We start from the raw sequence: 13,442 nt of genomic DNA, 5'->3' as shown, positions 1-13,442 counted from the left end.
AGCGCCGATCGGGGAGATGCCACCGTGTCTCGGGGAACTCCGGCGGCTCCCCCACTATCGGCCCTCCATCAGGGGGCCTGCGATTGAAGCTGGGCATGTGCACACGAAAGGAGGGAATCGGCCGGATGGCGCATGATGCGGCGAGGCCTGGGAAGCGCGTCCAGGCGGTGGGGTGGGGTTCTGGCCGCCGTGATGCGCAACGCGAGGGGCGCCTTTCCGGGCCCCTGACCGCCGACCGGCACGGAACCCCGCGCGCCGTCACGCTCACCGGCAGCAGCCGATCCACGGCCTGCGCACGGGCCCGCGCCGCGACAACCGGCGTCTGTACACCGACCGGGGACACGACTTCGACAAGTCACTCCCGACACAGGCCTCCGTCGCGCCGCACGGCACCGCCTCGGCGAGCTCGCTCTCGCCGCTCTCATCCAAGTGCAGGGGGTACTGGGGCTCATTGCCGGCACGTTGAGCGCTCTCGGACCCGCGGCAGTACCCGACGACTTCACGCCTCGTCGTTCATCCGCGCATACATGAACATGTCCCGACGTTCGTCCCCCACCACCTGCCACCCCCGCAGCAGCCCTTCACGTTGGAACCCCGCCCGCTCGGCAGTGCGTATGGAGGCCGTGTTCCAGGGCTCCACCCACAGTTCGAGCCGGGGAACCCGCAGATCGCGCGAGGCCCAGCCGGCCACTGCGTCGACCGCAGCCGCGGCGGCACGCTGACCACGCGCGGACCGGACGACCCAGTAGCCCAGCGACGCGCGGCCCTCGTCCAGGTTCTTCAGCCACAACCCGACCTGACCGACCGGCCGATCACCCGAGGCCGCGATGACGAACGTATACCCGGCCCCGGTGGTCGCCCGGCTCCACTGCCGTTCGATGAACGCGACACCTGCCGGCTCCGAATACGGCGACGGCACGGTTGTGATCAACGGGATGTACTCGTCCTCCGACGCCTCTTGGACGAGCGGGAGGTCCGACAAGCGCCACGGCCGAAGGGTGAAGCCACCACCGGCGGCGAGTTCCGGCACGTCAAGGGGTTGTTTCATGCGGCCATCCTGCCGCGCTCCGAGACCGGCCCGCACCCAGGTTCCGGAGCCTGGTCCGCGCTGGCCGCGCACGGTCATGCAAAGATCAGCAGAAACCCTGCCGGCGGCTCCGGAAGCGAAGGTCTCGGCGTCCTCATGGCCCGGATGGGGTTCAACGACATCGCCCGCACCTGGTGGACGCAGGCCGCCGACCATGGCAGTACCGACGCCATGCACAACTTGGGCGTCCTCCGGTTCCGGCGGGGCGACTACCGGCACCGCCCGCACCTGGTGGGTCCAGGCCGCCAACGGCGGCCACCCCTTCGCCCTGTCGGAGCTGATACGCCTCCTGAGCAGCAAGGGGATCAAGCGGCAGCGGCACGCTGGCGTGCGCGCCTCCCCCCGGGTGGTGATCCGCCCGGCGCGTGACCGCCGGCCTCTGCGGGCCGCTCAGCCGCCGCGACGCGTCAGGGCCGCCTTTCGGGCCTCGGCGAGCTTGCGGGCCTGGTCGGCCTTCCGGGACTTGCCACCGGTGCCGCGGGAGGCGTCCTTGCTGGTGCCCAGGCCGCGGAAGGGGGCATTGGTGTTCTTTGGGCGGGGCGCGGCGGGCCCGCCGTCGAGGGGGGTGCCCGAGGGGGCCTTGGCCCCGGTGATCCGGCTCAGCTCCGCCTCGCCCGAGCGCACCTTGGAGACGGTGGGCTCGATGCCGGCCTCGGCCATCAGCCGGCTCATCTCGCGGCGCTGGCCCGAGAGCACCAGTGTGACGACGCTGCCGGACTCACCGGCCCGGGCGGTGCGGCCCGCGCGGTGCAGATAGTCCTTGGGGTCGGTGGGGGGGTCGACGTTGACCACGAGATCGAGGTCGTCGACGTGCAGGCCGCGGGCCGCGACGTTGGTCGCCACCAGGACGGTGACCTGGCCGTTCTTGAACTGTCCGAGGGTCCGGGTGCGCTGCGGCTGGGACTTGCCGCTGTGCAGGGCAGCCGCGTGCACTCCGCTGGCCCGCAGATGCCGGGTGAGCTGGTCCACCGCGTGCTTGGTGTCCAGGAACAGCAGTACGCGTCCGTCGCGGGCGGCGATCTCCGTGGTGACGGCGTACCGGTCGGGTCCGTGGACGACCAGGACATGGTGGTCCATCGTCGCGACAGCGCCCGCGGACGGGTCCACCGAGTGGACGACCGGGTCGTGGAGGTAGCGGCGGACCAGGTCGTCGACGTCGCGGTCCAAGGTGGCCGAGAACAGCATCCGCTGGCCGTCGGCGTGCACCTGGTCGAGCACCTCGGTGACTTGCGGCAGGAAGCCCATGTCGCACATCTGGTCGGCCTCGTCGAGGACAGTGATCTTGACCCGGCCCAGGCGGCAGGCCGAGCGTTCGATGAGGTCGTGCAGGCGGCCGGGGGTGGCGACGACGACCTCGGCCCCTTGGCGCAGCGCAGCGGCCTGTCGGCCGATCGACATGCCGCCGACGACGATGGCCATCCGCAGCCGGAGTGCGTCGGCGTACGGCGTGAGCGCCTCGGTGACCTGCTGGGCCAGCTCCCGGGTAGGCACCAGGATCAGAGCGAGGGGCTGCTTCGGTTCCGCGCGCCGCCCGGCGGTCCGTGCGAGCAGCGGCAGGCCGAAGGCGAGCGTCTTGCCTGATCCGGTGCGCCCACGCCCCAGGACGTCGCGTCCCGCGAGGGCGTCGGGCAGCGTGGCTGCCTGGATGGGGAAGGGCTCGCGCACGCCGAGTTCGGTGAGCGTGCCCAGTATCTCCGTCGGCAGGTCCAGGTCGGCGAAGGAAGCGACCGGGGACACCATCGGAGCGGTGGCCACCGGCTGGGCCAGGTCGTCGTGCGAGACGCCGGGGCGGTGGGGATGGTTCATGCAGACCTTCCGCACAGGGGAACGTACCGAGGAAGGCCCGGCAGGAATGAGCAGCCGACACCCGAGGGCCGGACGGGCATACTCGCCAGCCGCCACGAGCGCGTGAACACGTAAGGCTAACACAACGTGACGGCCGGCGCCGTGGCCGGCGTCGTGGCGCAGTTCGCTCCGCCTCCCGCCGGGTAACGCGATATGCCGCCGAGTTGACACCGCTGGTCGGAAGGGCGGGAGACACGCCGGGTCGGGATGCGGCGCGAACGGAATGCCGCCGTGGCCTGCCAGGCGCCGCCGGACCGGCTGCGCCGCGGTGAAGTCCTTGGACGCCACACTCCGCAAGCTCCCCGTACGTCAGACAGACGCGAAACGCACGTCGACCGCACCCGATGAGTACGGCATCAGTACGGTCCAGGGCATAGGGTGGCTCTGGAGGTGCCTCATGTCCGAGTTGTTCGACGCGGTCGACGCGCTGGTCGCGTCTCGGTCTCCGCTGCCCCCGCCGACGGAGCGCAGGCGGCTGCGCCAGGCTCACGCGCTCACCCTCGACGAAGTGGCCGCAGCCCTGGGCGTGCGGCGCGCGACCGTCGGCGACTGGGAGTCGGGCAAGACCGAGCCACGCCCGCCGCACCGGGAGGCGTACGCGCGCCTGATGAAGCAGCTCGCGGAGCTCTACCCCGCCCAGGAGAGCAGTGCGCCGCAGGAGGACACCGTTGCGCCGGGCGCGGCGCCCCAGGCAGTGCCTGCACCGACCGCAGCGACCGCACCGCCCACGCCTGACAGCACCCCGCCAGCGCCGCCCGTGCCCTCCGCCGGCGTTCCCGCACCGGCCGCCGCCGCAGGTGCGGCACCTGCTTCCCGGCCGTCGCACACATCGCGCCGCCCGGGCGCGAAGCACACCACCGGGGCGAGCACACCCGCGCCCGGCGGCGCGTACGCACACGGTCCGCTGCTCGTCCTCGACGCCGACTCCGACCGGAAGGTGAGCGGCTACGGCATCGGCGGCCTGATCCTCGACGTACCCGCCAAGTCCCTGCCCGCCCTCGTCGAGTGGACCCTCCAGGAGGCCCGGTTGGGAGCGGAGAGGCTGCACGGCTCCGGGAAGGACGCCGACCCGCTGCTCGTGCTCACCCGCGCGGCCTGCGAGCGGTACGGCCTCCCCGCGGAGTTGTCGGAGGCGGAGCGGCACGCCGGGCGGCTCGGGGACGGGCACAAGGTCATCAAGCAACTCCAGCGTGCCGACTGGCAGCTCACCAAACGCGGGCTCGGGCCCTGGGCGCGGATCTACCGCCCCGCGCAGGGCGGCCGGAGGCAGTGCGTGCAGCTGTGCATCCCCTCCTGGCACGCCCTCGACGACCGCGCCTGGGGCCACGCCTCACAGCTCGACCCCGCCCAGCTCGCCCGGATACTGGGCGTGTACGCCACGCGGGTGATGACGCCGGTCGGCACCACGGCCGTCACCGGTCTCCAGTTGATGACCGCGCTGAACCCGCCGACCCGCGCGAGCGAACCGGACGCCACCGGCCGGCGGCACGCCGAGCACCGGCCCGGCTCGCTGGGCACGCAGCCGATGGACCCCGCGCCGTGCGAGGCGACCGACGGCCACCCCGTCCTGGCCCACCTGCCCCGCTTCCACGTGCGCGGCCCCGGCGAGAAGCTGTTCGAGGAGGCGTACGACTGGGCGCGGGACATGACCGACAGCGAGTGCATGAAGCGCTACCTGGTCGGCATCGACGTGAACCTGGCGTTCGGCGCGGCCGCCAACGGCGCCGTCGTCGGTCTCGCTTCGCCGCCCGTGCACGTCACCGACCCGGTCTTCGACGCGGCGATGCCCGGTTCCTGGCTGGTCGATCTCTCCCACGTCGATCTGTCCCGGGTGAGGGTCGGCAAGCAGTGGCGTGAGCTCGACGGCGGTCTGCTGCCCAGCCCGTTCACGCCGACCGGGGAACGCCCCGAGGGGCCGGCCTGGTACGCCACGCCGACGGTCGCCTACGCCGTCGAACTCGGCTATGACGTGGCGCCGCTGGAGGCGTGGGTGCGCCCGGAGAGTGGCCGGTTCCTGGACGGCTGGTACAAGCGGCTGCGCGACGCCTACGTCGGCACCATGGCGGACCTCGGCGTCGCGGAGAAGCTGTCCCCGGCTGAGTTCCTGAGGGCGATGGACGGCTACAAGAGCCGCGAGCGGGAGATGGCGATCGTCGTGGACGCCATCAAGATGACCGTCAAGGGCGGAATCGGCAAGCTGCAGGAGAAGGCGCGCGGTGGCGGCTGGAAGCCGGGGCACGCCTGGCCCGCCCTCGCCCGGCCGACGTGGCGCCCCGACATCCGGGCCGCTGTCATCTCCCGGGCCCGGATCAACATGCACCGCAAGATGCTCGCCCTCGCGGCGGCCACCGGCCGCTACCCGGTCGCGGTCCTCTCGGACTGCGCCGTGTACGCCGCCGACGGACCCGGTCCGCTGGACGTCCTGCCCTACGACGCCGACGGCAGGACCGTGCCGGGTTCCTTCCGGCTGGGGGTGTCACCCGGGATGGTCAAACACGAAGGCACCCAGAGCGTGCTGTGGGGCGCGGACGTGCTCGAGCAGCTCGGTCAGGACGGCAAGGTCGCCAACCTGGCCCGCTACATCAAGACCGGCGAGGTCACCGCCAAGGACACCGGAGAGTAGGAGGGTCGCGGCGATGGTCACGGTCGGGGAAGGACTCGACAAGGCGGTGCAGGGCGCGTTCACGCGTCCCCTGCCCAAGTCCGCCGGGGCACAGATGCGTTACCTGGTCCGGCAGCACCAGCGCAGCACCCGGCGGGTGGCCGAGCTGCTCGGTGTCAGCCGGCGCACCGTCGAGCGGTACGTGAAGAACCAGATCAAGAAGCCCCGGCCGGAACTCGCCGACCGGCTGGAACGCGAGGTCCGCGCGCGCTGGCAGCCGCAGATCAGGGCCAAGGCCAAACAGGCCGCGGCCACCACCGGCGGCATCATGATCGACACGCGTGCCCGGTTCGGCTTCACCGCGGCCCCGGGGAGCACCGACGACGCCCGGCTGCGTCACCTCACCCTCGCCCTGCCACCCCACCACGCCGCCCGACTCTTCCAGGCTCAGGAGGCCGGCGCCACCGAGGACCAGCTCCGCGAGATCGCCGCCGAAGCCCTGGGTGAGGTCTACTTCCGCGACAGCGGCCGCCGCGCCCACGGCCTGGAGGTGGAATTCACCGACCTCGGACACCTTGAGTTCGAGCTGTAGCCCAGACCCCCCTGTGTCCGGGCCCGAGCCGTCGGTGCGGCGACCTCGGCCACGCGGGAGTTCCCTTTTCACCTCAGCCGGGCCTTCCGCAGGCGCGCGGGCGGGTGACGTTCTTCCTCGGCAGACGACGCGGCGAGGCAAAACCCATCGGCCGTACGGGAGGAACTCCCGCCCGTGCGGGCGGTGGTGGGACTGCGGTCAGGGCGTGTCGCCGCCGTAGTGGAAGCGGCAGGCCACACCCGGACCCGGTGTGCGGGGTTCGCCGGGCCGTGGGTCGTACAGCGACCGCCCGCCGGGGAACTGTCCCAGCTCGGTGGGCAGGGCCGCGCCGTCGTCGACTTCCTCCGGCCGCCAGCCCGTGATGTCCAGCAACAGCCCGTCGAGCGGGCCGCCTGTGAGCACGGCGTACGTCCGGTGCGCGAGCGGGCCCGGGTCCTGGTCCTCGTATGCGCGGCCGTACACCCGGCCGCGCAACAGCTGCTCATCTCCGTTCATCCGTCCAGAGTGACAGCCACCACTGACAATGAGGGGTCGCGGACGGCGACGGGCCGGCCCGAGTGGAGGCCGGCCCGATGCCGTGCGACGCGCGCCCCGCCATCGGCTGCGCCCGGGGCCGCCCTGTCCTGTCCCGTCGTCCCGTGCTCAGCCGCCTTGATGTGTCACCATCGTGTCGAGCGCGGCCGCCACCGCGTCGAGATCGCCTGGTGCCGTTCCCTCCGCGTCCAGGCGCTCGACGAGTTCCCGGCGCGAGACAACGGTCATCGCGCCCTGGCCGCGCTCCGGGTCCGACTCGGGGTTGTCGACCATTTCGACTCGTCCACGCAGCAGCACCAGTACGGCGTCGTCCTGCCCACGGTCCAGCAACTCACGAAGGTGATCGGCAGTGATCATCGCTCTCGTCCCGCCTTCCTGCCGGTGACTGACCGGCTCCTGCCTGACGGACGGGCGGGTACCCCGTGGGCGCGAGGGTCTTCGTGCCGTTGCCGGTTCGATGTCCCGGGTCCCGGTGTTCGCCGTCGCGATCGCCATCCGTCTGTCGAGGACGGGGTTCCGACCTCCGGATCCGTGCTGACGGGCCTACTGCTTCTTGAAGGAGCGGATCTGGTAGCTGCCCTGGAGGTTGCCCCCGTGGCCGGCGGGCGTCGATCCGACGCGCGCGTGGTAGTTGGTCTGCGTGTAGTACTGCACGCGGTGACCCGTTCCGTTCCACACGGACAGCACTTTCTTGCCGTTGCGGATGAGGGAGCACCGGTCGGCGGTGTTCGCGACCTTCTCCGACGTCCACTCGCAGCGGGTGCCACCGCCGTCCCAGCCGCTGTAGATGCAGAAGTGCCCCGGGTCGCAGCGGAAGGCCGCGGCGGCTGCGCCGGTCCCCGGAGTGGCCGGGGCGGAGGCGGCGGACGCGGCGGGGGCTGTGCCGAGAGCCGCCGCGAAGGCGACCGAGGCGATGGCGAGCGAAGTGACACGGCGCATGGTGATCATCCCCTTACCACTGGTTTCATCGCCGGTGTCCCCCGACGACGGTTGCCAGTGTCATACGCTGCGAACGGCGGCCACCAGAGCGTGCGCAGGGGCGCGCGAGGCGTCCCCGGAAGCTACCGGCATCACCTCTCCCCCGCGTGAGCCGGGGCCTCCGGCGGAGTGAGGTCGCGCTGACAGGCGGCGCGCGACCCCGAGCCGAGACGGCCTGTCCCGCCCGGACGAGGTGTCGCGGCCGACTTGTACCTGCGGTGCCCGGAGCACGCCCCGGAGGTCCCCCCGGTCATCCGCTCCCCCGCGTCTGTGCCCGCGCCGGCTCCGCGCGGTCACGGTTTCGGGCGGTCACGGTATCGGGCTGTCGCGGCCTGAGGGCTGTCGCGGTCTCCGGATTGTCACGGTCGGTGTGACAGTCGTACCTGTCGAGTGCCCCGAACCGCGGAGCGGGCTGAGCGCCGGTCGGCGGGCGGGCTCCGCGAGCCGGTCGCGTCGTTCCGGCAGGCGGACGGGCATGCCGGAACAGCCGAATGCTACGGGCCGGTGACGGATGAGGTGGCTGTCTTCTCGGCCGCCTTCCTGAGCCGGTCGAGTACCTCCCTCTCCGCAGGCCACAGAGGGGGCTCGGACGTCCGGGGGAGGAACGGTCCCGTCAGGCCGGCCAGCAGCGCCTTCGGCCGGAGCACTCGGGCCGGAGTGGCCGTCAGGCTGGTGACGTCCCAGAGCGCCGCCGCCGCGTCGTAGGAACCGGTCGCGGCCTTGGTCAGTCGGCGTGCGTAGTGCGCGGTGACCCGGTCGGCGAGTGTGGGCTCTCCGCCGAGTACGCCCGGATAGAGGATGTCCATGCCGACGGCGGTGGCCCACGCCGTGTCGACGTGGCGGGCGGCGCCCCGCAGGACCCGTCGGGACAGACCCGGGCCGGTGAGGCCGTGCTGCCGGAGTTCGCGAGTCAGGACCTGGGCGCCGAGTGCCGCCACCGACATGCCCTGTCCGTAGGCGGGGTTGAAGGTGGTCAGCGCGTCGCCGAGAACGACGAAACGTTCCGGCCACTGCGCCGACTTCTCGAAGTACCGGCGAGCGTTGCTCGTGCTGCGGCCGCGAGTGACCACGACGTCGGTGAGCGCCTCCGCGCCGGAGATCAGGTGGCCGACGATGGGATGCGGCAGGTCGAGGGTGTAGTCGAGGAAGCCCTGCGCGTCCTGGGGAGGTTCACCGCCCCGGGTGCCGCCCGCGCTGACCATCCACCGGTCTCCCTCGATCGGGAGCACCATGGCGCTCCGGCCGGGCCGGCCGTTGTAGGGGTTGGCCTGGACCACAGTCAGCGGGAAACGCTCAGCGCCCTCCGGCGTGCGGTAGATCCGGGTGGCGTTGGTGAGTCCGGAGTCGATCTTCCGCTCCTCGACTCCCGTGATGCCTATGCCGTCGAGCCACTTCAGGCTGCCTGATCCCCGGCCGCTCGCGTCGACGACGAAGTCCGCTTCCAGCTCCGGGTCCAGGCCGTGGTCCGCTCCGCTGACGCGGACACCGTGAACACGCTGGGCGTTGCCGAGGAGCCCCTCCACGCCGGCCCGGTGGATCGAGATGTTGGCGCGGGAGTCGAACAGGGCCTGCCGGAGGACCCAGTCCAGCAGGGCGCGTGTGCAGGTGATCATGTGCGGGCCGTTGGACCTCCAGCGGCGGAACCACCCGCTGTCCGCGGTGAGGGCGAGCATGCCGTTGCCGAGGGCGATCTCGTGCGCCCCCGCGGCCAGGAGGCGGTCGCGCACACTGTCCGGGAAGAGCGTCTCCATGGCGGACAGGCCGCCGGCCATGAGCAGGTGGGCGTGGTGGCCCTGGGGAACACCACGCCGGTTCTCGGGCCCCTCAGGAAGCTCGTCCCTGTCCAGGAGCAGGATCTCCAGCGCGGGCTCGGCGCGGGACAGGGCCGCGGCGGCTACCAGCCCGGCTGTGCCGGCTCCGATCACGACGGCTTTTTGCGACAACTGTTACTCCTCGTAGCACTGATGAGACGGTCTCACTGGATTCTCGCCTGCTGCGGCGCCGCCTCACGGAGGCGGTTCACGGCGTGCGCCAGCTCGACCAGGGCGATGGTGACGCGGAACTTCTCCGGCGGATCGGCAGGACCGTCACCCTTGCCCGAAGCACGCCGGATACCGTCGATGATCATCGCTTGCTCCGAGGCGAACCGGGCCTGGTCCTGTTGCGCGCCGCGTTCCACGGCAGCCGCGTACGCCGCGTGACCGATCCGTTGGTCGAAGTGCGCCGTGAGCTGGAGCAGAGCGTCGTGGATGTTGGCTTCGAGCAGGTAGAGGCGGTTGCTCGGCATCTGCCACCACAGCTGCCACCACGTCGGTTCCGCCACCGGTGGTGCCGTGACCACGTCCTTCACCGCGGACCACAGCGGTGCCAGCGCGCGGTAGGTGGCCAGGCTCTGCCGCTCCGCGGCGGCGGCGGACGCGAGGCGCGGAAGGACGAATCCGGCGGAGTAGATGAGAGCGCCGAGCGCGGCGGCCGGCGGGGCGACGGTGGTGGACAGGACGTCCAGGTCGTACCCCAGCCAGCGTGCGACGACCGCGGTGACCTTGGCGAGGGTGAATCCGAGGGCGTCGAGCAGCAGGCCGGCGAGGATCAGCCGGAGGCCGACGCGCAGCAGCCCTGTCACCTCGTCGCGCGCCCACTTCAGGCAGACGGCGCTCAGCACGACGGTGCTCGCCAGATGGCCCACGAGGTAGAGGGTGATCATCTCGCGCATGTACGGGGTGTTGGCGTAGTACGTGTCCAGGTCGGTGAGCCGCTCCGTGTGGGCGTCCGCGAGGCTGAACAGCAGGACGATGGCGACGATGAGCGTCCCGTAGACGGCGACCGTCATCCGCGTCATCCGCCGTATCCGCTCCCTGGGGCCGCCTCTCCAGTGGATGAGCAGGATGATCAGGGAGCAGCTCAGGGCAGAGATCGAGCCGTAGGTCAGCGGGGCGCCCACGTTGGGAATGCCCGTGGCGTGGTTGACCGCGGCGAGGGTCACCGGAGCGGACCAGAAGAAGCACGTGGCGGCGATGAACGCAGTGGCCCGCGTGGCGTTGGACAGGGGTGAGCGGGGAGTCCTGCGTGGTCGGCGAAGCAGTATGGCGGCCAGAGCCAGCAGGATGGACGCCATATACACGACAAGACTCATCTTTTCGGGGACTCCGTTCAGGTCCGCGGATGTGGGGGAATCGTGTACTCGAAGCCGGGGTCAGAGCGGCCGGGCCTCGACGGTGTCGGGCTCTCGTACCGTCCGCTCGGACCTCTTCACGGCATCGGCGATCCGGACCAGGGACTCGGCGTCCCGTGGGTGGCAGAGCCGGGTCGGCGCGCCCCCGGGCCCGAGCACAGGGCGGGTGCTGCGCCCTACGGCCGCGGCGATGGTCACGGCCCACGCGGCGGCCGTAGCGCTCTTCGCGTCACCCGTCCTGTCGAGCTCCGTGCAGAAGGCCTCGTCGTAGAGCCGCTCGTCGAAGTGTGATTCGAGCGCCAGGAGGCCGTTGTGGATGGTGCTCCAGCGCCAGGTGCCCCACAGGAGCGGGGAACGCGGGCGCTCGACACGCAGGGCGCGTTCTTTGAGTACCGGGTCCAGCACCGCATCCAGGGGCGCGAGACGGAAGAAGTCGCGCCATGCCGAAAGGTGGTGGCCCGCCACGGGAAGGAGGACGCCCACCACGGTGAGCAGTGCGCCCAGGCCGGCGCAGAGGGGCGGAATGGAGGTGCCGAGGACCGTCCAGTCCCGGCCGGCCCACCGCGCGATGACGGCGACCAGCTTGGAGACGCTGTACCCGGCGCTGATGACCGTACCGGCGCCGATCGTCAGCAGGCTGGCCCGCAGCCAGGGCAGCCTGCGGACCTCCGCCTCGAAGGCCCAGCGCAGCGACCAGACGGCACTGACCGTGACGGCCGTCAGATGTGCGACCAGGTACAGGACGACCATCTCGGAGATCCAGGGCGCCGTCGCGTAGTACGTGTCGAAGTCGCTGCGGCGCTCCTCCGTGGCGTCCCCCAGGATGTAGAGGACCGCGACACCGAGGAGAACGGCCGTGTAGCCGTAGAGCCAGCTGCGTGTCGTGCGGCGCGCGGAGGGGCCGCCCCGCCAGCAGGCGATCAGGATCAGAAGGGTCGCGCTGTACGCGGTGATCGAGGCGTAGGTCAGTGGGGCGGCCAGGTTGGGCACGCCGCTGAGCCGGTTGATCACCTCGACCGAACTAGGCGCCCCGAAAAGGAAACACAGCGACGCGAACGCCAGCACCCCGTTGATGGCACGCAGCGAAGGCTCGCTGCCGTTGCGGATCAGGCCCGGCAGTTTCACCAGGAGCCCGATCCACAGCAGGCCGCAGCTTATGTAGTTGATCGACCCACTCATCTCCGGTTCCCTCGATAGCTGAGAGCGTCGGCGATACGGCGGGCGGTCGCGCCCGTGATCACGTCCCGTTCCATCAGCGCCCGCATCTCCTGCCCGACCCGGATGCCGAACAGTTCGGCCTCCTTCTCGGGATCCTCGTCGAAGCGCGAACGCGCGGCGGCCGGGTGCGCGCCGTGCGCATGCCCGGACTTCAGCTCGTCCCAAGCCCCGCCCGCCAGTTGCTCGGGTGTGAAGCCGTCCTTCTGCCGCATGTGCCACAGCTCGTGACCGAAGATCTGGGCCTGGTGCCAGATGGCCGCGTCCTGCTCGATGATGACGTCGTCACGGTCGACTCGCTCCAGCCACATCCCGGTGGCCTTGAACTCACGCGGGATGTGGACCTTGTGCACCTCGAGCCGGCGATCGCCGCGCCACCGCCGGGCGGACTCGACCAGGGCTTCGAACAGGGCTTCGGGATCCGTCGACGCTTCGACGTCACCGTCTGCGCCGGCATCGCTGCCGTCCGCCCCGGCATCACCCAGTCGTCTCCGGACCGGAGCGATGAGCGTCTCGGCGAACTGACGCATTTCCCTGTCGCGCGCCCGTAACCGCTGCCACTGGCGGAGCCGGGTCAGAGGAGTCATCGCCCGCCCCGGTGGTTGGGGGCGGCGGCATCACGGACCGTGCCGGGCTCCTGCCGGTCGGCGGGGACACGCGGGGCCCGCGGAAGGCGGGGCGCCGCACTGCATCCGGAGATCACGACACGAGTCCTTCTTCGTCCTGGCGCGCACCGCGGACGCCCGGTGCGACGGGCCGGGTGACCGCCTCCGCCCACTGGGCCATCGCCCGCACTCCGGTGGGCGACAGCAGTCCGCGCGCCGCGAGCCGCAGTATTTCGGGCGTACGGAGCTCGGCGAAGGGATCCGACCTCGACTCCAGTTCCTGGAGGTGCTGTTGCAGCGCTTCGTCGAGGGCCTCCGGCTCGTCGGCGAAGAAGAACCCGGGCGGCAGGGAGAAGAACCGGCGGAGCCGATCGGCGGACTCCAGGCTGGGTATGCCCTTCTTGCGCCACTCGCTCATCGTCTGACGGGTCACGCCGGCGGCCGCGGCGATCTCTTCGAGGGCGTACCTCTTCCCGTCGTCACGCCGACGCGTCTCACGGAGGAAGTCGAGCCGCTGCCGTACGCGTTCCGCCACCGAGATGTCCTCGGCCCGTCCGCCCCCGAGCAGGCTCAGTACGACGCTCTGCGGGATCCCCGTCTCGTACGACAGGTCCGCGCTGTCGAGCACCTCGAACAACTCGGCACCTCCCGAGGCGCGTTGGATGCGCTCCAGGGTTCCGGCCAGTCTTGCGTAGGCATCGTCTGCTGCCACCGAGCATTCTCCTGCGCGCGTCGCTGATCAGGGGCGGGACGTACGCGAGCGTATCCGCATCCCCTCGACTGGTCGACACGGGCGGGGAAGAGCGCCTCGG

General features: G+C 71.3%; 12 protein-coding genes. 2 read left to right on the top strand and 10 right to left on the bottom strand.

Annotated elements, in window-relative coordinates; translation table 11 throughout:
• Nucleotides 1–499 precede the first annotated feature (499 nt).
• Both ACGFT1_RS25755 and ACGFT1_RS25750 read right to left on the bottom strand, forming a co-directional pair.
• A complete protein-coding gene (locus tag ACGFT1_RS25755) occupies nt 500–1,306 on the bottom strand; it encodes a GNAT family N-acetyltransferase (protein ID WP_373911354.1) in 807 nt (268 codons plus the stop codon).
• Between the two features lie 171 nt (nt 1,307–1,477).
• Entirely contained in the window at nt 1,478–2,893 is a 1,416-nt protein-coding gene (locus ACGFT1_RS25750) for a DEAD/DEAH box helicase (protein ID WP_373911353.1), read from the bottom strand.
• 436 nt (nt 2,894–3,329) lie between these two features.
• Here ACGFT1_RS25750 and tap point away from each other — a divergent pair, with 436 nt between their 5' ends.
• Together tap and tpg are read left to right on the top strand one after the other, a co-directional pair.
• Complete coding sequence (gene tap / locus ACGFT1_RS25745; RefSeq protein WP_373911352.1) at nt 3,330–5,555, top strand: telomere-associated protein Tap; 2,226 nt, start codon at nt 3,330–3,332, stop codon at nt 5,553–5,555.
• 13 nt (nt 5,556–5,568) lie between these two features.
• Entirely contained in the window at nt 5,569–6,126 is a 558-nt protein-coding gene (tpg, locus tag ACGFT1_RS25740; RefSeq protein ID WP_373911351.1) for a telomere-protecting terminal protein Tpg, read from the top strand.
• 198 nt (nt 6,127–6,324) lie between these two features.
• Here tpg and ACGFT1_RS25735 read toward each other — a convergent pair whose 3' ends face one another.
• From ACGFT1_RS25735 to ACGFT1_RS25700, 8 genes are all read right to left on the bottom strand, one after another.
• On the bottom strand, nt 6,325–6,621 hold the full coding sequence (locus ACGFT1_RS25735) for a hypothetical protein (RefSeq protein WP_373911350.1): 297 nt from the start codon (nt 6,619–6,621) through the stop codon (nt 6,325–6,327).
• 147 nt (nt 6,622–6,768) lie between these two features.
• Nucleotides 6,769–7,017 (bottom strand): hypothetical protein, encoded by a 249-nt coding sequence (locus ACGFT1_RS25730; RefSeq protein ID WP_373911349.1) that lies wholly within the window; start codon nt 7,015–7,017, stop codon nt 6,769–6,771.
• A gap of 186 nt (nt 7,018–7,203) precedes the next feature.
• Nucleotides 7,204–7,599: a peptidase inhibitor family I36 protein gene (locus ACGFT1_RS25725; protein WP_373911348.1), complete on the bottom strand. Its 396-nt coding sequence runs from the start codon at nt 7,597–7,599 to the stop codon at nt 7,204–7,206.
• A gap of 533 nt (nt 7,600–8,132) precedes the next feature.
• Nucleotides 8,133–9,581, bottom strand: a complete 1,449-nt coding sequence (locus ACGFT1_RS25720; RefSeq protein ID WP_373911347.1) for an FAD-dependent oxidoreductase — start codon at nt 9,579–9,581, stop codon at nt 8,133–8,135.
• Between the two features lie 32 nt (nt 9,582–9,613).
• Nucleotides 9,614–10,771 carry an MAB_1171c family putative transporter gene (locus ACGFT1_RS25715; RefSeq protein WP_373911346.1) on the bottom strand — a complete coding sequence of 386 codons (1,158 nt, stop codon included), beginning with the start codon at nt 10,769–10,771 and terminating at the stop codon, nt 9,614–9,616.
• A 60-nt stretch (nt 10,772–10,831) separates the two neighbouring features.
• On the bottom strand, nt 10,832–11,989 hold the full coding sequence (locus ACGFT1_RS25710) for a hypothetical protein (protein ID WP_373911345.1): 1,158 nt from the start codon (nt 11,987–11,989) through the stop codon (nt 10,832–10,834).
• Nucleotides 11,986–12,555 carry a hypothetical protein gene (locus ACGFT1_RS25705; RefSeq protein ID WP_373911344.1) on the bottom strand — a complete coding sequence of 190 codons (570 nt, stop codon included), beginning with the start codon at nt 12,553–12,555 and terminating at the stop codon, nt 11,986–11,988. The genes ACGFT1_RS25710 and ACGFT1_RS25705 overlap by 4 nt, the downstream gene beginning before the upstream one ends.
• Nucleotides 12,556–12,724: 169 nt before the next feature.
• The gene (locus ACGFT1_RS25700; RefSeq protein ID WP_373911343.1) at nt 12,725–13,342 is read right to left on the bottom strand and encodes a helix-turn-helix transcriptional regulator; all 618 of its coding nucleotides are present in this window, start codon (nt 13,340–13,342) and stop codon (nt 12,725–12,727) included.
• Nucleotides 13,343–13,442 lie beyond the last annotated feature (100 nt).

Source organism: Streptomyces sp. Y20, assembly GCF_043195475.1.
Lineage (GTDB): Bacteria > Actinomycetota > Actinomycetes > Streptomycetales > Streptomycetaceae > Streptomyces.
This window is presented reverse-complemented; position numbering and strand designations above follow the sequence as displayed.

Bases quoted from the DNA above. Each gene is read 5' to 3' on its own strand.
- ACGFT1_RS25750 (WP_373911353.1), bottom strand. From the start codon at position 2,893: ATGAACCATCCCCACCGCCCCGGCGTCTCGCACGACGACCTGGCCCAG.
- tap (WP_373911352.1), top strand. From the start codon at position 3,330: ATGTCCGAGTTGTTCGACGCGGTCGACGCGCTGGTCGCGTCTCGGTCT.
- tpg (WP_373911351.1), top strand. From the start codon at position 5,569: ATGGTCACGGTCGGGGAAGGACTCGACAAGGCGGTGCAGGGCGCGTTC.
- ACGFT1_RS25735 (WP_373911350.1), bottom strand. From the start codon at position 6,621: ATGAACGGAGATGAGCAGCTGTTGCGCGGCCGGGTGTACGGCCGCGCA.
- ACGFT1_RS25730 (WP_373911349.1), bottom strand. From the start codon at position 7,017: ATGATCACTGCCGATCACCTTCGTGAGTTGCTGGACCGTGGGCAGGAC.
- ACGFT1_RS25725 (WP_373911348.1), bottom strand. From the start codon at position 7,599: ATGCGCCGTGTCACTTCGCTCGCCATCGCCTCGGTCGCCTTCGCGGCG.
- ACGFT1_RS25715 (WP_373911346.1), bottom strand. From the start codon at position 10,771: ATGAGTCTTGTCGTGTATATGGCGTCCATCCTGCTGGCTCTGGCCGCC.
- ACGFT1_RS25710 (WP_373911345.1), bottom strand. From the start codon at position 11,989: ATGAGTGGGTCGATCAACTACATAAGCTGCGGCCTGCTGTGGATCGGG.
- ACGFT1_RS25705 (WP_373911344.1), bottom strand. From the start codon at position 12,555: ATGCGTCAGTTCGCCGAGACGCTCATCGCTCCGGTCCGGAGACGACTG.